This window comes from Pseudomonas sp. MF6747, from assembly GCF_963890955.1.
GTDB lineage: Bacteria > Pseudomonadota > Gammaproteobacteria > Pseudomonadales > Pseudomonadaceae > Aquipseudomonas.
In genome coordinates this window covers 208,971-230,428 of sequence record NZ_CAWPSZ010000006.1, presented here as the reverse complement: position 1 = coordinate 230,428, position 21,458 = coordinate 208,971, and the positions used below count along the sequence as shown (strand labels likewise).

Below are 21,458 nucleotides of genomic sequence, written 5' to 3'. Positions count from 1 at the left end.
ATCAGCCCGCTCGCCGCAGGATTAAATCAACACAATCCCCGGTTCCGGCACACGCATTGCTTTATCCATTCATCTGCCCGGATTCAGGAGCATTCGTTACCCCCCGACCCAGAGCCGACCCCATAAGAAAGTAAGGACCAGGCCTGTTGGCACGATCAGCCACGGGCTCATAAAAAAATGCGTTTTTTAAAGCGGCAGTGCCACCCAAGCACCCCTGGGCACTGACAAGGTACTGGAATGGCTCGATCTTTCTTTGATGAAATGAATGACGCACATGGCGTGTGCCGTGCGCATTATCAGGATTTCTCCCGCTGGCTGGCCAACACGCCGCCGGAACTGCTGGCGCAAAGGCGCCGCGAAGCCGATTTGCTGTTCCACCGCGCCGGGATCACCTTCACCCTCTACGGCGACGAGCAGGACACCGAGCGCCTGATCCCCTTCGACATCATTCCCCGCAGCATCCCCGCCACTGAATGGAGCGTGATCGAACGCGGCTGTATCCAGCGCGTCAATGCGCTGAACATGTTCCTGGCCGACATCTATCACGACCAACGCATCATCAAGGCCGGGATCATTCCCGCCGAACAGGTGCTGGGCAACGAGGGTTATCAGAAGGCGATGGTCGGGCTGGACCTGCACCGCGACATCTACTCGCACATTTCCGGGGTTGACCTGGTGCGCGACGGCGACGGCACCTACTACGTGCTCGAAGACAACCTGCGCACCCCCAGCGGCGTGAGCTACATGCTTGAAGACCGCAAGATGATGATGCGCCTGTTCCCGGAAGTGTTCGCCAAGCAGCGCATCGCGCCGGTGGACCACTACCCCAACCTGCTGCTCAAGACCCTGAAAAGTTCCAGCCGCCTCGACAACCCCAACGTGGTAGTGCTGACCCCGGGCCGCTTCAACAGCGCCTTCTTCGAACACGCCTTCCTCGCCCGAGAAATGGGCGTGGAACTGGTCGAAGGCGCCGACCTGTTCGTGCACGACCTCAAGGTGTTCATGCGCACCACCGACGGGCCCAAGCCGGTGGATGTGATTTACCGGCGAATCGACGACGCCTTCCTCGACCCCAAGGCCTTCAATCCCGATTCGATGCTCGGCGTGCCGGGGCTGGTTGCCGCCTATTGCGCCGGCAATGTGGTGCTGGCCAATGCGATTGGCACCGGCGTGGCCGATGACAAGTCGATTTACCCGTACGTGCCGCAGATGATCCGTTTCTACCTGGACGAAGAGCCGATTCTGCAAAACGTGCCGACCTTCCAGTGCCGCAAGCCGGATGAACTGTCCCACGTGCTCGCCCACTTGCCGGAATTGGTGGTCAAGGAAACCCAGGGCTCGGGCGGCTACGGCATGCTGGTCGGCCCGGCCTCCACCGCCGCCGAAATCGAGGACTTCCGCCAACGCATCAAGGCACGTCCCCACGCCTACATCGCCCAACCGACCCTGAGCCTGTCCACCTGCCCCACCTTCGTCGAAAACGGCATTGCGCCGCGGCATATCGACCTGCGCCCGTTCGTGCTCTCGGGCAAGGAAACCCGCCTGGTGCCCGGCGGCCTGACCCGCGTGGCATTGAAGGAAGGCTCGTTGATCGTCAACTCGTCGCAAGGCGGCGGAACCAAGGACACCTGGGTGGTGGAGGGCTGAGTATGCTGAGTAGAACCGCCGCAGATCTGTACTGGATGTCGCGTTACCTGGAACGCGCCGAAAACCTGGCGCGCATGCTTGAAGTCAGTTACTCGCTGTCGCTGATGCCCCAGGCCGGGCACAGCGATGGGCTGGACGAACTGGCGATGGCGTTGCTCAGCAGCGGCACCCTGGAGAATTACCTGGAGCGTCACAAACAACTGGACGCGACGCTCATGCTGCACTTCTTCGCCCTCGACGAAGAAAACCCCGCCAGCATCTACAACTGCCTGCGTGCCGCGCGGGGCAACGCCCACGCGGTACGCGGACGCATTACCGCCGACATGTGGGAAAACCTTAACGCCACCTGGCTGGAAATGCGCAGCATCGCCGCCGGTGGCCTGGCGCGGCACGGCATCAGCCACTTCTGTGACTGGGTCAAGCAGCGTTCGCACCTGTTCCGCGGCGCGACGTCCGGCACCATCATGCGCAATGACGCCTACCGGTTTATACGCCTGGGCACCTTCGTCGAGCGCGCGGACAACACCTTGCGCTTGCTGGACGCGCGCTATGAGATGTTTGGCGAGGAGTCGGAAGAAGTCAGCGACTTGTCGGCACGCGGCTATTACCAGTGGAGCGCCCTGCTGCGGGCGTTGTCGTCGTTTGAGGCCTACACCGAGCTGTACCCGAATGCCTTGAATGCGCGCTCGGTATCGGAGTTGCTGCTGCTGCGCAGTGACGTGCCGCGTTCGTTGCATGCGTGTATCGAGGAGCTGAGCCATATCCTCGCGGGCTTGCCCGGCAGCTATGGGCGCACGGCGCAGCGCCTGGCGGCGGAATTCGAGGCGCGCCTGCGCTATACCGGGATCGACGAGATTCTGGAGGACGGCTTGCACAGCCGCCTGACGGACTTTATCGACACGGTGCGTGAGCTGGCACGGGCGATTCATAGCTCGTACCTGGAAGTGGTGTGAGTTGCAGTCACTTAACTGTCAGTTCGGGTGATTGACCCTGCTCAGGTGCCGCTCTTATGTTGGGCAGGTGAAAGGCCTTCCCATCCCCAGAACAGGTACAGCGCATGTCCGAACTGACACTGACCCCCGCCGCCGCTCAGACGTTGCAACGCTGGCACGCGATGCTGGCCGGGCGCGATCTGCAATCGCTGCCCGAACTGCTGGCGCCTGATGCCGTCTTCCGCTCACCCATGGCCCACACGCCCTACCCTGGCGCGCCCGTGGTGTCGATGATTCTGAACACCGTGATCACGGTGTTTGAAGACTTCAAGTACCACCGTGAACTGGCCACGGCCGACGGGCTCAGTGTGGTGCTGGAGTTCAGCGCGCGGGTGGGCGACAAGCAACTCAAGGGGATTGACCTGATTCGTTTTAATGAGTCGGGGCAAATCGTCGAGTTTGAAGTGATGGTGCGGCCGCTGAGCGGGTTGCAGGCGTTGGGGGAAGAGATGGGGCGGCGGTTGGCGCCTTATCTGGCAAAAACCAAAGGTTAAAAAATGTGGGAGCGGGCTGGCCCGCGATAGTGGTGGTTCAGTTGCATCGATGGTGACTGAACCACCGCCATCGCGGGCCAGCCCGCTCCCACATTGGTTTTGCGTCGGTTATTGGTTTTTTACCAGTACGGGTTCTGCGCGGTATTGGTCCGGGAACAGTTTTTTCAGCTGCGCCACTTTCGGCAGGTCATTGATCACGATGTAGGGGTAGGACGGGTTCTCGGTGAGGAAGTCCTGGTGATAAGACTCGGCGGGGTAAAACGCCTTGCCCATCTCCACTTTGGTCACGATCGGCTTGTCGAAGGCCTTGGCAGCGTCGAGCTGCGCGATGTAGGCCTGGGCGACTTTTTGCTGCTCGGCATTTTGCGCGAAAATCTCCGAGCGGTACTGGGTGCCACTGTCCGGGCCCTGGCGGTTGAGTTCGGTGGGGTTGTGGGCCACCGAGAAGTAGATCTGCAGCAGCTTGCCGTAGCTGACCTTGCTCGGATCGTAGGTCACCGACACCGACTCGGCGTGGCCGGTGTCGCCCTCGCTGACCGACTCGTACTGCGCCGTGTTGACCGCGCCGCCGTCGTAGCCGGACACGGCGTTTTTCACGCCCTGTACATGCTGGAACACCCCTTGCACGCCCCAGAAACAGCCACCGGCAAACACCGCGGTTTGCAGGTTGCCGGACTCGGCCGGCAGGTCCAGCGCGGGCGGCGCGATCATCACCGCGTCATCGGAGGCGCCGAAAGAAAAGGCCGAGCTTTGACCGACGAAGGTGGCGAAGGCCAATGCGGGTAAAATTTTGAGAAGCCTCATAAAACTCACTCCAGAGCGCGGTCGAGTGTGGGAGCTGGCTGGCCTGCTCCCACATTGATTGGGTTTTCACTTCAAGATTGATGGGTCAGCCGAAGGTGAAGGCATAAGCCGCCACGTGCGGGTCGAGAAATTCGATGCTGAAGGTGCGGTCCTTGACCCCGGCAGGCTGGCGCACGAGCTGATACAGGCGTTGCTCGGTCACCGTGCCGCTGCCATCGGGCGCCACATCCGTGCCGTGGGCATTGCCCGGCGCTTGGCCGTCAATCGTCACCTTGAAACGCACCGGCTTGCCATCGGCACCCGGGCCCAGCACCAGGTGCAGGTCACGGGCATGGAAGCGGTAGACGATGCGCCCGCCAGCCTGGTCGAGGGTGGCTTGCTGGCCGCCGACATTCCATCGGCCTTCCAGGGTCCAGTTGTTCAGCGCCAGAGTGCCGGCTGCCGGGTAATTCACCACGGTGTCGGTGCTCAGGGTGCCGGTGGTGACGAAGTTTTCCGCACGCTGGAAGCCCAGGTAGGTTTCCGGCGATTGCACCTCGTTCATGTCCGGCGCTTGCTGCACGCCCTTGGCGTCGGCTTCGATCAAGCCACCGGCGACGTTGGTCGCGCCAGCCTCACGCAGCAGTTGTTGAATGACGCGTTCGGACTCGGCGTAATCGCCCTCACCAAAGTGGTGATAGCGAATCTGGCCCTTGGCATCGGCAAAGTAGTGCGCCGGCCAGTACTGGTTGTTGAAGGCGCGCCAGATTTTATAGTTGTTGTCGATCGCCACCGGGTAGGTGATGCCCAGATCCTTCATGGCCTTGGTGACGTTGCTCACGTCGCGCTCAAAGGCGAACTCCGGGGCGTGTACGCCAATCACCACCAGGCCCTGGTCATGGTATTTCTCGGCCCAGGCTTTGACATACGGCAAGCTGCGCAGGCAGTTGATGCAGGAGTAGGTCCAGAAATCCACCAGCACCACTTTGCCTTTGAGCGCTTCGGCGCTCAGTGGCGGGCTGTTGAGCCACTGCACCGCGCCGTCCAGCGCCGGCAAAGCCCCTTCGATGGGCAGCGAATCGCTGTGGTTGGCCGCCGCCATCATCGCGCCGCTGTTCTGTTCGGGCTTGGCGCTGAGTGTGTTAACCAGGCTTTGTTCCAGGCCGCCGGTGGAGGCTGTCGACAAGCGCGACAGCACCCCGGTGTCCAGGCCCAGCGCGATGGCGGCCACGCCGACCAACATCAGTGCACCCAGACCGCGGCGCAGCCATTCGCCGGCGCCGAGCGACTTTTTCATCAAGCCAAAGACTTTACCGCCGACCAGCAGCGCCAGCGCCAGTGACGTCGCAGCACCGGCGGCGTAGGCCAGTAACAGCAAGGTCGTGCCGATGCTGGCGCCCTGCAGTGCCGCGCCGGTCAGTACCAACCCGAGGATGGGCCCGGCGCAGGGAGCCCAGAGCAAACCGGTGGCCACGCCGATCAGGAACGAGGCGCCCGGACGCGGTTTGGCGTCGGCTCCAGCGGCTTCGGACAGGCGACTGCCGGCGGCCACCAAGGGCCGCGTCAGGCGCTCCGACAATTGCGGCAGCAACAGCGTGAGTCCGAACAGGGCAACGCACAGCAACGCGAGCCAGCGCCCGTATTGATTGACTTGCACCACCCAACCGCCGCCCACTGCCGCCAGCGAGGCCACCAGGGCGAACGTCACCGCCATCCCCGCCAACAGCGGCAAGCCACTGCGCATAAACGGCTGCCCGGTGCGAGCGAAGACAAAAGGCAGAACAGGCAGGATGCACGGGCTGACAATTGTCAGCACGCCGCCCAGATACGCGAGAACCAGAAGCCACATGGGATCGTCCCTTATAAGTATTGATAAACATCGGCTTAAGCCGCCGTGAACGTCATGGCCGCGCCGTTCATGCAATAGCGTAGGCCGGTGGGTGCAGGGCCATCGTCGAAGACGTGCCCTTGGTGGCCACCACAGCGGCGGCAGTGAATTTCCTTGCGCACCACGCCAAAGGAGGTGTCGACGTGGCTGGCGACCGCGTTGTCCAGTGGCTGCCAGAAGCTTGGCCAACCGGTGTGGCTGTCGAACTTGGTGGCCGAGGAGAACAAAGGCAGCGCACAGCCGGCGCAGGCGAAAGTGCCTGTGCGGTGCTCATCGTTGAGCGGGCTGGTGTAAGGCCGTTCGGTGCCCTCCTCGCGCAGAATGTCGAATTGCTCGGCGCTGAGCAGGCTGCGCCACTGGGCCTCGGTGTGGTTGACCTCGAAGGTTTCCGCGGCTTCGGCGTCGGTGACCAGGTTGAGCTGTTTGAGCTGTTTGAGCAGGCCGCCGGCCAGGACGGCGACACCCAGGCCGCCGGTGGCTAGCAGTATTTGTCGGCGTGAATACATGGGATTTTCCTCATGGATGACTGGCGCTGATCGTCTGGCTGGAGGGTTTGGTGTGGCGAGCGGGCTTGCCCCGCGTTGGAGTGCGTAGCGCCCGCTTTTTTTGGGGCCGCTGCGCAGCCCGACGCGGGGCAAGCCCGCTCGCCACGGGGATCTGGCTCGCCACAAAAACCTGTCGTGTCATAACCAGCGCCCTTGCATTGAGGTCATCCTGGGCCCTGGGCGGTCGCGAAATCCTCACGCAGAGTTAAACAATTCGTGATAACTACACTGTTGCAAAACCCGCACAATGCGCGAACTACAAGCGAAGGTTTTCAGCATGGATCAGCCCAAACGTGTCCTGGTGGTCGAGGACGATGCCCATATTGCCGACTTGATCTGCCTGCACCTGCGCGACGAGCAGTTTGAGGTGGTGCACAGCGCCGACGGCAATGAAGGCCTGCACCTGCTCGAACAGGGCGGCTGGGATGCGCTGATCCTCGACTTGATGCTGCCCGGCGTCGATGGCCTGGAGATCTGCCGGCGCGCCCGCGCCATGACACGCTACACCCCGATCATCATCACCAGCGCGCGCTCCAGCGAGTTGCACCGCATCCTTGGGCTGGAGCTGGGCGCCGACGATTACCTGGCCAAGCCGTTTTCGATGCCTGAACTGGTCGCACGGGTCAAGGCGCTGCTGCGCCGCGTGGATGCAATGGCGCGCAATTTGAAAATGGACGCCGGCAGCCTCGACCTTGGCCAGCTGTTCATCAACCCGCTGACCCGCGACGCGACCCTGCAAGGCCAGCGCCTGGACCTCACGCCGCGCGAGTTCGACCTGCTGTATTTCTTCGCCCGCCAGCCGGGCAAGGTGTTTTCGCGCATGGACCTGCTCAACGCGGTGTGGGGCTACAGCCACGAAGGCTATGAACACACCGTGAACACGCATATCAACCGGCTGCGCGCCAAAGTCGAAGCCGACCCGGCCAACCCGGTGCTCATCCTCACGGTGTGGGGCCGGGGCTACAAGTTTGCCGAGAATGCATCATGAAACTGACCCTGACCCAGCGCCTGTCGGTGGTGTTCGCCGTGCTGCTGGTGATCTGCAGCGGCACCTCGGCATGGCTGCAGGTGCGCTCCAACCGCATGCATGAACTGGAAGTGGTGCAAGGCCTGTCCCGCGACCTGGCTGCGCATATTGCTCGCGACACTCAACTGATGGACGCCGACGGCCTCAAGCCCGAGGCGGTACGCAACCTGTTCAGCCAGTTGATGCTGGTCAACCCGAGTGTCGAGGTGTACTTGCTCGATATTGACGGACGTGTGGTCGGGAATGCCGCGCCCAGCGGGCACTTGCTGCGCGACAAGGTCGACCTCGCACCGGTGCGCCGATTCCTCAGCGGCGCGATGCTGCCGATCCTCGGCGATGACCCGCGCAGCGTCGATGGGCGCAAGGTATTCAGCGCGGCGCCGCTCAAGGCCAACGGCCAGCAAACCGGCTTCCTGTACGTGGTGCTGCTGGGCGAAGCCCATGATGTGTACGACGCCAAAGACGCGACGGGCATGGCGCTGAAGATTGCCTTGTGGTCCATCGGGCTAGTCGCCCTGCTCTGCCTGTTGGCCGGCTTGATCGCCTTTGCCTGGATCACCCGACCGCTGCGCCAGCTCACCGACAAGGTGGGCCGGTTCGACATCAACGGCGCCCCCAAACCCACGCAAATCAATACCCCCGAACTCGACAGCGGCGATGAAATCGCGGTGCTCGACCATGCCTTCGTACAAATGGAAAACCGCCTGGGCGAACAATGGCGCGCCATCACCCATCAGGACCAGGAACGCCGGGAAATGGTCGCGAATATTTCCCATGACCTGCGCACGCCGTTGGCGTCGCTGCACGGCTACCTGGAAACCCTGTCCCTCAAGGACGCCAGCCTCAGCCCCGACGAGCGCCGCCGCTACCTGGGCATCGCCCTCGACCAAAGCCGCAAGGTGGGCGGGTTGGCCCAGTCACTGCTGGAGCTGGTGCGCCTGGAACATGGTTTTGTGCAGCCCGTGATCGAAGGCTTTTCCCTGCCCGACCTGGTGCAAGACATCTTCCAGAAATTCGAACTCACCGCCGAAGCCCGCTCCATTACGCTCACCGCCACGCTGCCGCCACAGGTGCCGACCGTACTGGCCGACCTGGGCCTGATCGAACGTGTATTGACCAACCTGCTCGACAACGCCCTGCGGCATACACCGGTAAACGGCGAAGTCGAAGTGATCCTGGCACCCGAGGCTACTTGTGTGGCGGTCACCGTCAGCGACAGCGGCCCAGGCATCGACGCGCCGCTGCGCGAAGGCTTGTTCCTGCGCGCTTTCACCATCGGCGGCGCGCGCCGCGATGGCGGCCTGGGCCTGCGCATCGTGCACCGTATCCTGCAATTGCACGGGCGCGACATTCAATTGGTGGAGCGCCCAGGCCATGGTGCGACCTTCAGGTTCTCGCTAGAAACGCGAGCATCAGCGCGTTGACCCGCTCGGCCTGTTCGTTCTGGATCCAGTGACCGCAGTTGGCCAACACCTGCTGTTGCAGGTTGGGCACTGCGTCGGGCATGCGCTTGAGGGTGTGAGCTTCAAACACGCCAACCGGATCACGGTCGCCAATCAAGAATAATGTGGGTTGCAGCACGGGCTGGCCGGCGAGGAACTCGGTGCGCTGCCAATTGCGCTCAAAGTTGCGATACCAGTTCAGCGGGCCACGAAAACCGCACTTGCTGAAGGTGTGCACGTAAACGTCCATGTCCACTTGAGTGCACCACGTTGGCAATGCACCGGGGGCCGAGACGCCGTCGAACAAAGTGGCGTTGGCTGGCTTTTTCTGCAGGAACACGTCCTGATCCTGCATGAACAGCCGCAACGTGCGTTCGATGTCGGCATCCAGCTCCCGCTCGGCTACGCCCGGTGCCTGAAAATACAGGATGTAGTTGAAGCGATCGGCGTACAGCTCGCGCATGATCTCGATCACCGGGCGCCGCGCACGTCCGGCAAACGGCACCGACATCGTGATCAAGCGGCTGACCCGCGCAGGCTCCAGTAACGCCAGATGCCAGGCCACCACGGCGCCCCAGTCGTGGCCGACCATCACCACCTGGTGATGACCGAAATGGTCCATGGCCTGCTGAATATCGGCGCACAAGGTCAGTAATTCGTAATCGGCGACCTCGGCAGGCGAACTCGATTCGCCATAGCCGCGCATTTCGGGCGCGAACACCCGATAACCGGCGCCGGCCAGCGCGGGAATCTGCTCTCGCCAAGAGTGCCAGCACTCGGGAAACCCGTGCAGCAGCCAAATCGGCTGGCCTTGCTCGGGCCCGGCGATGTGGACGCTCAACTCAATACCGTTGACCTGAACCTTGTCATGCTGGATAGCGCTCATCACGGGCTTCCTTGTGATCGATGGTGTGAAGGTTATGCAGGGAGCGCTCGCGGTATTCGCGTGGGGTGCACTTCATCTGACGCTTGAATGCGCTGCTGAAGGCGCTGTCCGACTGGTACCCCAACGCCTGGCCGATGCTGGACACACTGCTGCCGGAGGTGTTCAAGGCCTTTATCGCCAAGTGCATGCGCCAACGGGTCAGGTACTCCTGAGGGGCCATCCCGACCTGCTGCTTGAAGCGCAAGGCAAACGTCGAACGGGACTGATTGGCAATACCGGCCATGTCACTCAAGGTCCAGCGCCGCGCCGGTTCGGCGTGCACTTGCGCAAGTACCGGTGCCAACCGTGGGTCGGTCAAGGCTGCCAACCAGCCTCGAGTGCTGGCACCCAGGGAAGATTGATAGAGCCGCAGGATTTGCACCAGCATCATTTGCGCCAAATGCTCGGTCATCAGTGCCGCGCCGAGTCTTGGGCCGGCATATTCCAGGGCCAGCCGCTCCAGACACCAGCGCAACACACCGGCCTGTTCGGACCTGGCGCTGATACGCACCACTGGCGGCAACCCATCGAGCAACAAACGCGCCTCATCGCCGTAGGTGAACAGCCCGCCGATCAGAAACAAATCCTGCGCGTCGCCCACGCGGGCGATGCCGCCCACCGCCTCGCGGTAAACGTCACGCGCGTCAACGCCCTCCGGTGCAAGGTTGCTGGACAATCTCCATGGGCGGTTGTGTGTCAGTAAAAAACAATCGCCCTCGTTCAAGGCGATGGGCACCGGCTCGCCCTTCACTTCCAGCCAACAATTGCCCTCCACCACGGCATTGAACTTGATGCCCTGCGGCGCCGGAAAATTCACCGCCCACGTGCCGCCGGCCTTCAAGCCCGCGAACAACGTGCGGTGGCTTTTCAAGAGGGCCAATACCTCGGAGAGCGTATCCATACTAAAAAGCTCCGGACGATCGCGATAGAAACACGGACTTTAGGGTATTCCGCGTCCGACCTTCAACGAAGAACATAGCCCTACCCCAAACGGAGAACCGCTATGACGCGCAAACAAGCCCCCCTCAACAGTGGTTTTGATGCCAGTACCACCGCGCTGCAAGCACTGGCCGCTAAAGACTTGCGCGCAATGACAGCCATCGTCACCGGCGGATACTCCGGAATTGGCCTGGAGGCCACTCGCGCCCTTGCAAGTGCCGGGGCACAGGTGATCGTCCCGGCGCGTGATGTGCAAAAGGCGCAGCGCAATCTGCACGGCATACAGGGCGTTGAACACGCCCGCCTGGACCTGATCGACGCGGCGTCAATTGAGCGCTTTGCCCAAGGGTTTATTGCGTCCGGGCGGCCATTGGACCTGCTGATCAATAGCGCCGGGATCATGGCCACGCCGTTGCACAGAAGCGCCGCAGGCCTGGAAGCACAGTTCGCCACCAACCACCTCGGCCACTTTCAACTGACCGCCCGGCTGTGGCCGTCCTTGTGCAAGGCTAACGGTGCGCGCGTAGTGTCGGTGTCGTCTCTGGGTCATCGCCTGAGCCCCCTTCACTTCGAAGACCCGCAGTTTGACCGGCGCGCTTATGACAAATGGCTGGCCTACGGGCAATCAAAAACCGCCAACGCACTGTTTGCGGTGGCGCTGGACACACGTGGCGAGGCCCACCACGTGCGTGCCTTTTCAGTGCACCCCGGCGAAATTCTTACTGACCTGGTTCGCTATCTGGACAAAAAGGACTTGGCGTTCGTCGGCGCGCTGGATGAACACGGCACTGTGCGTGCGGCCAGCCATTACAAAAGCCCCGCACAAGGCGCCGCGACGCTGGTGTGGTGTGGCGTCAGCCCGCAACTTGACGGCATGGGCGGCCTGTACTGCGAGGACTGTGAAGTCGCAACACCCACTGAAGATCACACCCAGCGCAGCGGCGTTCACGCCTGGGCCATCGATCCGGAGCAAGCCGAAAAACTCTGGGCGCTGAGCGAACAACTGAGCGGCATCACGCTTGAGTGACGGGCGCCCACCAGCGCGGCAACAATTGGCGAACGCGCGCATCGCCAAAGCGGTCGTCAATCAACATCACCACGCCCTCATCCTGCTGGCTGCGAATCACGCGCCCCGCCGCCTGCACCACTTTCTGAATGCCGGGGTACAGGTAGGTGTAGTCGTAACCGGACCCGAAGATCGACGCCATGCGCGCTTTCATCTGTTCGTTGATCGGGTTCAGTTGCGGCAAACCCAGGGTGGCGATGAAGGCGCCAATCAAACGTGCGCCGGGCAAATCAATGCCTTCGCCAAACGCACCGCCCAGCACGGCAAAGCCGATGCCTTGGCTGTGCTGGGTAAACTGGTTGAGAAAACCCTGGCGTTCGGCCTCGGCCATGCCGCGTGACTGCAACCACAGCGCCACCTGCGGGTGGCGCTCGGCCATTAACTGCGCCACCTGCTGCAGGTAATCGAAGCTTGAGAAAAACGCCAGGTAATTGCCGGGCCGTTGCGCGAATTGCTCGGCGATGAGCTCCACGATCGGTTCCAGCGAGGCTTGGCGGTGCACAAACCGTGTGGAGATCGCGTCGACGATACGCACCTGCAATTGCTCGGCCTTGAACGGCGATTCCACGTCGATCCAGGCAGTATCCGCTGGCAGACCGAGCAAGTCGGCGTAATAGTGGCGTGGGCTCAGGGTCGCGGAAAACAGCACGCTGCTGCGCGCGGCGGTCAGCCTGGGCCGAATGAATTCGGCCGGCACCACATTGCGCAGGCACAGGGTTGAAGCACTGCGCTTGCCACCGAACTGGCGCTTGCTGATATCAAAGATGAAGTGTTCGTTGAACAGTTCGGCAACTTTGGCAAATTGCAGCGCTTCGAAATAAAACGCCTGCAGGTCGCCGCTGAGGGCTTCGGGGTGATCGTTGAAGTAGTCGCCCAAGGCGCTGGCGCAGAGGCTCAGCGCCTGCAGCAGTTTTTCGGGTTTGTTGGCGTAGGCCTGGTACGGCGCGAGCTGGTCCTTGTGCAGGGCGTTCCATTCGCGGTTCAGACGTTGCAAGGGTTTCTTCAGCGGCTCGGGTGCGCTGTCACGCAGGGTCTTGAGGCTGTATTGGTCGAGGCTGGCGCTGTACATCGAACGCGCGCGCTCTACCAGGTTGTGGGCTTCGTCCACCAGCACGGCGGCGCGCCATTGGTTCAACTGGGCCAGGCCGAACAGCATGGCGCCAAAGTCGAAATAGTAGTTGTAGTCGGCCACCACCAGGTCGGTCCAACGCGCCATTTCCTGGCTCAGGTAATACGGGCAAACGTCATGGGCCAGCGCCACGTCGCGCAGGTTGCGCTGGTCCAGCAGGCGCACCTTGGACGCGGCCGTGCGCGCGGCCGGCAGACGATCGTAAAAGCCTTTGGCCAACGGGCAGGAATCGCCATGGCAGGCTTTGTCCAGGTGTTCGCAGGCCTTGTCCCGCGCCACCAGTTCGAGCACGCGCAGGGGCAAATCGGGGCTGCTGTCGTTGAGGACTTGGGCGGCGTCCAGGGCCAGCTTGCGGCCCGGCGTCTTGGCGGTAAGAAAAAACACCTTGTCCAGCTGCTGCGGCGCCAGGGCCTTGAGCAGCGGAAAGATCGTGCCGACGGTTTTGCCGATGCCAGTGGGCGCCTGCGCCATCAGGCAACGGCCGGTACTGACGGCTTTGTAGACCGACTCTGCCAGGGCGCGCTGGCCGGGGCGAAAGTCGGCGTGGGGGAATGCCAGGCGCTGGGCGGCGCTGTTGCGCGCGTCGCGGTGCTGCATTTCCAGTTGGGCCCAGCCCAGGAACAACGCGCACTGTTGGTTGAAGAACCGTTCAAGGTCGGCCGCTTCAAAGCGCTGGTTGAGCAGGGTTTCGCCCTCGCCGACGATGTCGAAGTACACCAGTGCCAGGTCGATTTCACCAAGGCCAAGCTTCTGGCACATCAACCAGCCGTATACCTTGACCTGCGCCCAATGCAGTTGACGGTGGTTGGTGGGCTGGGCGTCGAGGTCGCCGCGATAGGTTTTCACTTCTTCCAGGCGATTGCTGTCCGGGTCGTAGCCGTCCGCCCTGCCCCGTACTGTGAGCTGTTGGTATTGGCCTTCCAGCGCGACTTCGTTCTGGTAGTGCGCGCTGCGCCGCGACGCCACGGTGCGGTGGCCGACGATACCTTCCTGGGCGCTGGGCGACGGCGTGAAGCGCAGGTCGAGGTCGCCGACCTTGGCCGTGAATTCACACAGCGCACGCACCGCAACGCTGTAGCTCAAGCTGATTGCGCCCAGCGCACATAACAGACGGTGACCGGCATCTGGTACTCGCCACAGAACTCCAGCCAGCGCAGCTGGTTATCCTGCAGGCGGTCGCCGGGGCCCTTGACCTCGATCATGCGGTAAGTCTTTTGGGCGGGCCAGAACTGGATCAGGTCCGGCATGCCAGCGCGGTTGGCGCGGATGTCCAGCAGCAAGCGTTCAAACCAGTAGCGCAGGTGTTCGGCGGGCAAGCAGTCCAATGCTTGCTGCAGCAGGTCTTCACTGAGCAGGTTCCAGAACACAAAAGGCGACTGGATGCCCCATTTGTCGACGTAACGCTGGCGGATGGTGGCCTTGTAACGCTCATCGCCAAGCTGCTCGAAACATGCCGCGAACAACGGCGCGCGGCGCTGATGGAAATCCTCACTGTGCAAGTCCACCGGCCCGCGCTGGAACGGGTGGAAAAACGAGCCGGGCAGCGGTGCAAAAATCGCCTCCCAGCACAACAGACCGAACAGGGAGTTGATCAGGCCATTCTCGACGTAATGCACCGGCGCATCGGGCTCACTGAGGTGCGCCTGCACGCAGTACTCCACTGACATCAGCGGCTGCGGCACCTCCAGCGCCAGATCCAGACGCGTGACGGGCCGCGGCTTGGCCTTGGGCAACGCCGGCTCCCCCAGCTTGCGCCGCAGGCGTGGCAGCACGCGCAGCAGGTGTTGCTGCTCGGCGGCGCTTTCCGGAGCCTGTTGCGCGGCGCACGCCAGGGCCATGGCTTGCGGGTAATCCTCCTGGCGCTCCAGCACGCGAATCAGGCGTGAGCGGGCGCCGGGATAGGCGCATTGGCGGTAAATCCGTTGCGCCAGGTCCAGTTCGGCGCTGCGTTCGCAGTACTGGCCGATCTGGAACAACAGCTTGGCGCGACGCTTTTCCAGCCACGGGTTATCGGTGCACAGCGTAGCGATTTGCGCGAGTACGCCGTCCAGTGCTTCCCCCGCTTCAAAGGCCTGCTGGCATTGATGCAGAAATAGAAAACCGACGACGTCGTCACGGGTGCGCAGGCCGCGGGACTCGGCGCAGAACTCGACTTTTTCGTAGGTGTAGATGCCAAGGTCGGCCAGCACGAACTCTGACCAGTCTTGGTGCAGATTGCCAAAGAACATCAGGCGCAAGCGGTCGCACAGGTCCATCACAGTGAGGCTGTACAGTGCATCGCTCAGGTCCGGGCACCACTGGGCAAAGCTGCGCTGCTGCGTAAAATGCTGCGTCAATGGCGCCAGCCAGTCGGCTTTCTTGGCTTTGGGTTGATCAATCCAGGGTTTGAAGGCAGCAAGGACTTCGCCTTTTTGCAGCACGGCGAACAGCTCTTCAACGCACAGCGCGCCTTGATCATCGACCCAACCCTGCTCAATCAGCGCCAGGGCGGCCGAACGTGTGCAACCAATCTCGAGGTAATTGAGCTTGCTTGCGCGAAAATGCACGCCCTTGCGCATGACCATTCGCACCAGCAGCGCCTGTGACGCTTGCGGCAACCTGTCAAATTGCTGAATGAAATGCTGTTCGTCCGCATCAAGCAAATCTGCATAGCGCTGCACCAGCCAGTGCAGGACTTGGCGGAAGTTGTGCAGGTAATACAAGGGATTTTCGAGGGGGTTGGCCATGTCGCGCGCTGATCAAATACTGGTTATGCATACAGAGTGCCGTCGCGCACCCGTTGTTGCAATCGGTAATAGATAAATGGCGCACGCAACTTTTCTAATAAAAAGGATCAGATAGCTCAGTTGATGGCGTAACATTTACGGCCCGCACCCATAGGCTGCGGGACTTTTCAGGGTTAAAGGTAAGGGTTATGAACATGAAGAATTTGGGTCTGCCGCTGGTTGCACTCACTTTTCTGCTTTTGGCCGGTTGCTCAACGCAAACCGTGGTGACATTGCAAAATGGTACGCAGTATCTGACCAAGGACACCCCTAAAACCAAGACGGCCGATGGCTTCTACGAGTTCACCGACATCGCTGGCAAGCATGTGCGCGTCAAGGCCGATGACGTAGCGACGGTACGCAAGGAAAACTGATAAAAAAAGCCCCGCAGATGCGGGGCTTTTTGTTGCAGGTTCAGTACCGGTAGTACGGGTGGTAATACGGGTGATAGTAGGGATGGTAATAGTACGAGTGGTAGTACGGCCGGTAGCAGCATGGGCCCGGATAGGCCGGGTACACCGCACACCCGCCCAGCCCCAGCAGTACCAAGGCGCACAGCAGCAATCGAAGTCGGGACATGCTCAGCTCCTCACATGACGCGCGAAACATCTCGCAGGTGCTGATTAAACGCGTCAGGCGCACTTAATCCGTCGCAAGGCTGCGCCGCTGATCAATGAAGATTTATTTACCGAAGGATTTTCCCCGCCTGGGCGTTTAACCGATAAGCCGCTTTTATTTTCGAACGCGGCACAACGGAGGAACGACGGCCATGGCACTCATGTCCCGCACGGTACGCGCTCTTTTACTGATTCCCCTGACCCTGGCGGCCCTGGCCTGCGCGCCAGCATTCGCCGACACCCTCATCATTCGCCAGCCACCGCGGGTGATCGTGGTGCAACCACCGCCACCGGTTTATTACGGGCATTGGGGCTATGCGCCACGCCCTTACTACTACCCACATCACTATTACGGTTATGGCTATGGCTACCCCCACCGGCCCAATTGGGGCGGTGGCTGGCGGGGGCAGCACTGGTACTGATCGGTTGCGTGAGTAATCAGCCGATCACCACGCCCTCCGTCCACAGCCCGCCATGCCCCACGCCGACCAGCGTCACCGAGTCGGCCCCAAACGTAAGCACCGTATCGGCGCCAACCACCTTCGCGTGGTCACGCAGGTCGGTGCTGCCTTGCACGTCCTTGAACACCAGTTTGTCGGTGGGCTGGTAGCCAATCACGCGATCATTGCCAAAGTGGCCGCTGAACAAAAAGGTGTTGTGCCCGCTGTTGTCGCGGATCGTGTCGTTGCCTTTGCCACCCTCGATGAAGTCCGCACCTTTGCCGCCCTGGATCAGGTCGTTGCCGTCGCTGCCGATGATGAACGTGTTGCCCTTGTGGGGCTCGGCATTGCGGTTGAGGTCCTGCACCCAGGTGTTGGCCCGCGCCGGATCGGACAGGTTGGCAACAATCACCGTGGAGTCACGGGTCATCTGGTCGTAGAAGCCGGACTCGAGGATGCGCGTCATGCCATCGCCGTACGCCGTCGGCAAATGCGAGACCCAGGTGGGCAGGTTGACGATGGAAAACGGCAGCACATTCCACAGCGTCGAGGCGTAGTGGTCGTTGAAGCTGACGATGTTATCGGTGGTGGACTCGTGGGGTTTGTCGTGCACGCCCAGCGACGACAGGTTAAACGACGAGCCGTCCAGCGCGCGGAACACCGGGTCGTTTTCGTAACCGATATTGAGCACCTTGTCGCCGGCACTCTGGGTCGGCGAGGCATAGGCAACATAGTTGGCGTCCTTGTAGAACCCCGCCCATTTGTTGTTGCTCAAGTCCGCCATGCTGTTGACCGCCAGCCCGCCCAGGCTGTGGCCGCTGACCACCACATCCTTGCCGGTCAGGCCATGGGCACCGGCGTAGTCGGCAACATTCTTGAGCAAGCCGCCGAAGGCTTCGCCGGCGTAATTTTTCGCGTAATCCTTGGGCCCCAGGGCCGCGAGCAGATCGCTGATCAAGTCGCCGATCGAGTCGCTGATCAAGGTTTCCCGTGGCCCCGAAGTGCCACGAAAACCGATGCCGATTTCGAGCAGCTTGCCGGCGTCATCGTATTTGCCGAGTACCTCGACCTGGGCCGTGGTGTAGCCAGCTTTTTCCCCAAAGAAGGTGCCACGTGCATCGACCTTGCCGGCGTAGCCCAGGGCACTGGCGCTGATCGGTGTCCAACCGGCTTTCTGCACCGCCTCAAGGGCGGCTTTTTCCGAATCCGGATTCCACGGGATGCCAGGGATCACGCCCTGGGAATCCGTGCTGCCGAGCAGCGCACCGACCAGCGTGGCCGGTAGCCCCAAGCCCAACCCGTTGTGCTGGTAGCCCACGGCAAAGCCGTTATCCAGGTTGTGATAGGAATACAACGTGATCGCCATGGCATCGGCGAACAACGTTTTGGAGCCCTCGGTGCCAAGGTTTTTATAGTCAAAGATACCCATGGTAGTGCCTCTCTGTTGTTGGATTTGTAGAGAAAGCGAAAACACGTTTCAGCGACGGGCCAGGTGTCCGGTGGGAGCTGGCGTGCACCCACCGGACACCTGGCCCGCATGCAAAGGTTATGAAACCTTTAGAACGCCCAGTCGAGGCTCAGCCCCACACCGTGCACTTTGTCCTTGCTGGCCAGCAGGCCGTTGTAGTCAAAGTTCACCCGCGCCTCTTTGCTCAAGGCCAGGCTCACCCGCGCGCCCACCAGCGCGGCATCGCGCACCATCGGCGCACTCTCGACCGCGAACGACGGGCTGCCCGACGCGAACGCCAGGTGCTGCTCGGAATCGGTGCTGCTCAGGTTGTGCTGCCAGCCCAGGGTGCCGGACACCTCCAGTTGCTGGTGATCGTTCACATTGAAGGTCTTCAATGCACGCATGCCCAGGGTGCTCAACACCACATCGCGGCTGTCGTCGTGGCCCTTGAGCGCGGCGGCGTCACCTTTTTCGGTAAAGCCATCGGTGTCCAGGTGCACGTAAGCCAGGTTGGCGAAGGGCTCCAGGGCCAGCGGTTGCAGATTGACGCGGTAAGCCGCTTCGCCAAACACCTGCGTGCTGCTCGCGTCCACTTTGACTTTCTGCTTGCCGGCCACATCACCGTACTGCAGGTCGCGCTTCACATCGGCGCGATGCCAGCTGTAGGTCGCTCCCCCGCTCAAACGCAAGGCACCGATCTCATGCCCGGCGTAGGCGCCAAAGTGGTAGCTGTCGACCGAGGCACGTGAGTGGGTGTCGTTGCCCATGTTCAACGAGGTGTCGCTGTAGCCGGCGACCAGACCTATCCGGGTCGCCTCGTCCAACGCACCGTCAACGCCCACAAGCATGCCGCCCAGCGACGTGGTGTAGCCCGCCGTGTCGGTGCGGCTGTCGGTTTTGCCCCAGGCGCCCAGGGCCTTGACCCACACGTTGCCACGGCTTTCGAGGGTTTCGCTGGTAGCGCCCATCTCGCCATTGCGCAAGCGCTCGCCCACGGCTTCACGCACGTAGCGGCTGTCGTTGACCAGCGCGCTCTGCAACGCCGGGTAGATTTCGCCGGACAGTTGCTGGAACGCGCCCTGCGCCGAGGCCGCCGTCGGTGCCAGCAACAGGCTTTCGTACACCGCGTTGCCCGCGCCCAACTGGTCTGCCGCCGCGGCGACCGCACGTTGGTTGGGCGTAACGGCCACACTGGCGAAGCTGTTGGTACGCGCCACATCCAACTGCACACCGTTGGCGGCATAGTTCAACGTGCCTCCGATAAACAGGTAGTTGGGCAGAACCGCACCGAAGCTACCGGTAACCCCACCCGCGGCTTGCAGGATGTTGTACTGGCGACCGATCAGGCTCTGGGCCTGCGCGTTTGTCAGCAGTGTCGGGCTGTTTTCCAGGGCCAGGGTCACGGTGCCGCCATTGAGTGTGGCCGTGCCACCGGCGACGATCCGATCGCTGCTGGTCGGCGACAACTCGACCGCATAGGTCGAGCCCGCGTCGAAGGTGACATTGCCAGCCACATTCAGCGTGCCGATGGAATTACCCGGCGCCACGGTGCCGCCGCTTTTCGCGGACAGCGAGCCAATACGCCCCGAGCCACCGACCACGCCGCTCTGGCTCACTGTGACGTCGGAGGTAACCGAGCCATTGATCGCCAGCAAGCCCTGATTGACCAGGGTCGGGCCGCTGTAGGTGTTGTTGCCGGTCAGCACCAATGCGCCGATGCCCTGCTTGGTCAGGCCGCCGTGACCGGAGATGTTGTTGCTCCACACGTCCAGCCCGCAGTGCACGTCGGTGCACAGACGCTGGGTCGGTTTGCCGGCATCCACCACGGCGCCGATCCCTGGCAAATTCGCCACGAACTGCCCGTCGCCATACGCACCGTCGATGCGAAACTCGGCCGGGATATCAGCGCCGGTAATGAACATTCCCGGGCCGTTGACCGCCTTGCCCAGGTTGATCATGCCCCAGCCGTACAGCGCGTCGATGCCTGGCGCGCCGAGGTCGGTGGCGGTGGTTTTGAGCACGGTGGAGACCTGGTCGCCGCTCATGTACGGGAAGCGTTCCATCAACACCGCCGCAGCGCCGGCCACGTGGGGTGCGGCCATGGAAGTGCCATTTTTATTGGCCCAGTCGGTGGTGAGGTTTGACAGATCGGTGCCGTTGATGATCGAGCTGAAGATCTTGGTGCCCGGCGCCGACACGCAAAAGCTTGCCGCATACCCGCAGCGCGACGAGAACGTACTGATCACATAAGGATCAGCGCTGGCGGTGTCCGGGTTTTGCTGCAAGGCCGCCACCGACAGCCAGTTTGGCGCAATGTCCGGCACGAAGTAGGCCAGGCCCGACATCGCATCCGGGTTGTTGCGGTTGTAGTCGTTACCGGCGGCAAAGATGGTCAGCACACCACTGCGGGCCGCGTCGATTGCGCCTTGATAAGCCCCGCCGGCAAGCGTGCCGAGGATCGGCCGGATAACGTTGAACTGCGCCTGCGCTTCATTGACCGTGAAGTTGGGGAATGCCGGATCGCGGCCGCCCTTGGCGTACTGGTCACCGATGCCGATGCCCCAGCTGTTGTTGATGATGCGCGCGCCATTGGCGACCAGCCCATCCCAACCGGCTTTGTACACCGCGCCGTCGTTGCCGAGGATGATCCCGTCTTCCGGGCCCGGGTCGCCGTTTTCGGCGCTGAGGATTTGCGCATTGAACGCCACGCCATGCATCGGCCCACCATCGCGATTACCCGCGGCAATGCCGCCGACGTGGGTGCCGTGGTTACCCAGCTTGCCGTTGGAGTCTTTGGATGGCGTGCCGTCATAACGGAACGCATCGCCCGCCTTCACCGGAATGTAGGGGTCGGTGTATTGGCGAATGCCTTCGGTGACAATGGTCACCACCTTGCCGGGGCTGTCGAATTCCGGGTGCTGCGCGTACACCGGCTGGTCGAAGATCCCCAGCTTGACGCCCTTGCCGGTGTAGCCCGCGGCGTAGGCGGCATCTGCGTGCACCGCGCCCAGGCCCCAGTCGGCCTTGAATTCATTGCTGCGCCAACTGGCCGCGTCGCCCAGCTTGCCCGCTTCCACATAGGGTGCGGCCTGGGCGGTTCCCAGGCTTGCCAGGCAGCACAGCAACGCGCCGTATGGCACGCAGCTCAAGGCCTTGAGCGGGTAACCCGGGCCGGTGTGAGTGGCGGTGATTAACCCTGACTTGCGTTTGTTCACGGTGACCTTCCTTAGTTTTCTTATTGCCGGTATGTGAATCACTTTTCTTCAGCGCCGCCCGTCTAATGTGGGCGCTGGCGTGCCAGCGCCCACA

At 62.1% G+C, this 21,458-nt stretch carries 18 protein-coding genes; 8 read left to right on the top strand and 10 right to left on the bottom strand.

Annotated elements, in window-relative coordinates; all coding sequences use genetic code 11:
• Positions 1-237 precede the first annotated feature (237 nt).
• The 3 genes from AACW30_RS08440 (at position 238) to AACW30_RS08430 (ending at position 3,133) form a co-directional block, all read left to right on the top strand.
• Positions 238-1,647 (top strand): circularly permuted type 2 ATP-grasp protein, encoded by a 1,410-nt coding sequence (locus tag AACW30_RS08440; RefSeq protein ID WP_106578125.1) that lies wholly within the window; start codon positions 238-240, stop codon positions 1,645-1,647.
• A 2-nt stretch (positions 1,648-1,649) separates the two neighbouring features.
• Complete coding sequence (locus tag AACW30_RS08435) at positions 1,650-2,600, top strand: alpha-E domain-containing protein (protein ID WP_200624739.1); 951 nt, start codon at positions 1,650-1,652, stop codon at positions 2,598-2,600.
• A gap of 104 nt (positions 2,601-2,704) precedes the next feature.
• On the top strand, positions 2,705-3,133 hold the full coding sequence (locus AACW30_RS08430; protein WP_179677514.1) for a nuclear transport factor 2 family protein: 429 nt from the start codon (positions 2,705-2,707) through the stop codon (positions 3,131-3,133).
• A gap of 108 nt (positions 3,134-3,241) precedes the next feature.
• Here the strand turns inward: AACW30_RS08430 and msrA are convergent, their stop codons facing one another.
• The 3 genes from msrA to msrB form a co-directional block, all read right to left on the bottom strand.
• Positions 3,242-3,937, bottom strand: a complete 696-nt coding sequence (gene msrA, locus AACW30_RS08425; RefSeq protein WP_200624738.1) for a peptide-methionine (S)-S-oxide reductase MsrA — start codon at positions 3,935-3,937, stop codon at positions 3,242-3,244.
• 85 nt (positions 3,938-4,022) lie between these two features.
• Complete coding sequence (locus AACW30_RS08420; protein WP_200624737.1) at positions 4,023-5,765, bottom strand: cytochrome c biogenesis protein DipZ; 1,743 nt, start codon at positions 5,763-5,765, stop codon at positions 4,023-4,025.
• 35 nt (positions 5,766-5,800) lie between these two features.
• The gene (msrB, locus tag AACW30_RS08415; protein WP_200624736.1) at positions 5,801-6,310 is read right to left on the bottom strand and encodes a peptide-methionine (R)-S-oxide reductase MsrB; all 510 of its coding nucleotides are present in this window, start codon (positions 6,308-6,310) and stop codon (positions 5,801-5,803) included.
• Positions 6,311-6,626: 316 nt separating this feature from the next.
• On the opposite strand from msrB, the gene AACW30_RS08410 reads away from it, so the two are divergent.
• Complete coding sequence (locus AACW30_RS08410) at positions 6,627-7,337, top strand: response regulator transcription factor (RefSeq protein WP_106578119.1); 711 nt, start codon at positions 6,627-6,629, stop codon at positions 7,335-7,337.
• Positions 7,334-8,800, top strand: a complete 1,467-nt coding sequence (locus tag AACW30_RS08405) for a sensor histidine kinase (protein ID WP_200624735.1) — start codon at positions 7,334-7,336, stop codon at positions 8,798-8,800. Before AACW30_RS08410 ends, AACW30_RS08405 begins: the two co-directional genes overlap by 4 nt.
• Here the strand turns inward: AACW30_RS08405 and AACW30_RS08400 are convergent.
• Both AACW30_RS08400 and AACW30_RS08395 read right to left on the bottom strand, forming a co-directional pair.
• Entirely contained in the window at positions 8,763-9,704 is a 942-nt protein-coding gene (locus tag AACW30_RS08400; RefSeq protein WP_200624734.1) for an alpha/beta fold hydrolase, read from the bottom strand. The two genes, AACW30_RS08405 and AACW30_RS08400, sit on opposite strands and share 38 nt — an antisense overlap.
• Positions 9,685-10,644, bottom strand: a complete 960-nt coding sequence (locus tag AACW30_RS08395; RefSeq protein ID WP_200624733.1) for an AraC family transcriptional regulator — start codon at positions 10,642-10,644, stop codon at positions 9,685-9,687. The genes AACW30_RS08400 and AACW30_RS08395 overlap by 20 nt, the downstream gene beginning before the upstream one ends.
• Before the next feature lie 102 nt (positions 10,645-10,746).
• On the opposite strand from AACW30_RS08395, the gene AACW30_RS08390 reads away from it, so the two are divergent.
• Positions 10,747-11,709, top strand: a complete 963-nt coding sequence (locus AACW30_RS08390; protein WP_200624732.1) for an oxidoreductase — start codon at positions 10,747-10,749, stop codon at positions 11,707-11,709.
• On the opposite strand, the gene AACW30_RS08385 is transcribed toward AACW30_RS08390, so the two are convergent.
• Both AACW30_RS08385 and AACW30_RS08380 read right to left on the bottom strand, forming a co-directional pair.
• Positions 11,696-13,960 carry an ATP-dependent DNA helicase gene (locus AACW30_RS08385; protein ID WP_200624731.1) on the bottom strand — a complete coding sequence of 755 codons (2,265 nt, stop codon included), beginning with the start codon at positions 13,958-13,960 and terminating at the stop codon, positions 11,696-11,698. The two genes, AACW30_RS08390 and AACW30_RS08385, sit on opposite strands and share 14 nt — an antisense overlap.
• The gene (locus AACW30_RS08380) at positions 13,957-15,603 is read right to left on the bottom strand and encodes a VRR-NUC domain-containing protein (protein WP_106578114.1); all 1,647 of its coding nucleotides are present in this window, start codon (positions 15,601-15,603) and stop codon (positions 13,957-13,959) included. Before AACW30_RS08380 ends, AACW30_RS08385 begins: the two co-directional genes overlap by 4 nt.
• A 188-nt stretch (positions 15,604-15,791) precedes the next feature.
• Here AACW30_RS08380 and AACW30_RS08375 point away from each other — a divergent pair, with 188 nt between their 5' ends.
• Positions 15,792-16,016: a YgdI/YgdR family lipoprotein gene (locus tag AACW30_RS08375; protein WP_106578113.1), complete on the top strand. Its 225-nt coding sequence runs from the start codon at positions 15,792-15,794 to the stop codon at positions 16,014-16,016.
• A gap of 40 nt (positions 16,017-16,056) precedes the next feature.
• Here the strand turns inward: AACW30_RS08375 and AACW30_RS08370 are convergent, their stop codons facing one another.
• Positions 16,057-16,221: a hypothetical protein gene (locus tag AACW30_RS08370; protein ID WP_164487936.1), complete on the bottom strand. Its 165-nt coding sequence runs from the start codon at positions 16,219-16,221 to the stop codon at positions 16,057-16,059.
• A gap of 190 nt (positions 16,222-16,411) precedes the next feature.
• On the opposite strand from AACW30_RS08370, the gene AACW30_RS08365 reads away from it, so the two are divergent.
• Positions 16,412-16,681: a hypothetical protein gene (locus AACW30_RS08365; RefSeq protein ID WP_200624730.1), complete on the top strand. Its 270-nt coding sequence runs from the start codon at positions 16,412-16,414 to the stop codon at positions 16,679-16,681.
• A 16-nt stretch (positions 16,682-16,697) separates the two neighbouring features.
• Here the strand turns inward: AACW30_RS08365 and AACW30_RS08360 are convergent, their stop codons facing one another.
• Entirely contained in the window at positions 16,698-18,128 is a 1,431-nt protein-coding gene (locus AACW30_RS08360; RefSeq protein ID WP_200624729.1) for a polyurethane esterase, read from the bottom strand.
• A gap of 128 nt (positions 18,129-18,256) precedes the next feature.
• Positions 18,257-21,364 (bottom strand): autotransporter outer membrane beta-barrel domain-containing protein, encoded by a 3,108-nt coding sequence (locus tag AACW30_RS08355; RefSeq protein ID WP_200624728.1) that lies wholly within the window; start codon positions 21,362-21,364, stop codon positions 18,257-18,259.
• Between the last annotated feature and the right edge of the window lie 94 nt (positions 21,365-21,458).

Excerpts from the sequence above, each read along its gene's own strand:
- AACW30_RS08390 (WP_200624732.1), top strand. The coding sequence starts at position 10,747 with ATGACGCGCAAACAAGCCCCCCTCAACAGTGGTTTTGATGCCAGTACC.
- AACW30_RS08420 (WP_200624737.1), bottom strand. The coding sequence starts at position 5,765 with ATGTGGCTTCTGGTTCTCGCGTATCTGGGCGGCGTGCTGACAATTGTC.
- AACW30_RS08395 (WP_200624733.1), bottom strand. The coding sequence starts at position 10,644 with ATGGATACGCTCTCCGAGGTATTGGCCCTCTTGAAAAGCCACCGCACG.
- AACW30_RS08410 (WP_106578119.1), top strand. The coding sequence starts at position 6,627 with ATGGATCAGCCCAAACGTGTCCTGGTGGTCGAGGACGATGCCCATATT.
- AACW30_RS08435 (WP_200624739.1), top strand. The coding sequence starts at position 1,650 with ATGCTGAGTAGAACCGCCGCAGATCTGTACTGGATGTCGCGTTACCTG.
- msrB (WP_200624736.1), bottom strand. The coding sequence starts at position 6,310 with ATGTATTCACGCCGACAAATACTGCTAGCCACCGGCGGCCTGGGTGTC.
- AACW30_RS08370 (WP_164487936.1), bottom strand. The coding sequence starts at position 16,221 with ATGTCCCGACTTCGATTGCTGCTGTGCGCCTTGGTACTGCTGGGGCTG.
- AACW30_RS08380 (WP_106578114.1), bottom strand. The coding sequence starts at position 15,603 with ATGGCCAACCCCCTCGAAAATCCCTTGTATTACCTGCACAACTTCCGC.
- AACW30_RS08430 (WP_179677514.1), top strand. The coding sequence starts at position 2,705 with ATGTCCGAACTGACACTGACCCCCGCCGCCGCTCAGACGTTGCAACGC.
- msrA (WP_200624738.1), bottom strand. The coding sequence starts at position 3,937 with ATGAGGCTTCTCAAAATTTTACCCGCATTGGCCTTCGCCACCTTCGTC.
- AACW30_RS08365 (WP_200624730.1), top strand. The coding sequence starts at position 16,412 with ATGGCACTCATGTCCCGCACGGTACGCGCTCTTTTACTGATTCCCCTG.
- AACW30_RS08400 (WP_200624734.1), bottom strand. The coding sequence starts at position 9,704 with ATGAGCGCTATCCAGCATGACAAGGTTCAGGTCAACGGTATTGAGTTG.
- AACW30_RS08360 (WP_200624729.1), bottom strand. The coding sequence starts at position 18,128 with ATGGGTATCTTTGACTATAAAAACCTTGGCACCGAGGGCTCCAAAACG.
- AACW30_RS08375 (WP_106578113.1), top strand. The coding sequence starts at position 15,792 with ATGAACATGAAGAATTTGGGTCTGCCGCTGGTTGCACTCACTTTTCTG.
- AACW30_RS08405 (WP_200624735.1), top strand. The coding sequence starts at position 7,334 with ATGAAACTGACCCTGACCCAGCGCCTGTCGGTGGTGTTCGCCGTGCTG.
- AACW30_RS08440 (WP_106578125.1), top strand. The coding sequence starts at position 238 with ATGGCTCGATCTTTCTTTGATGAAATGAATGACGCACATGGCGTGTGC.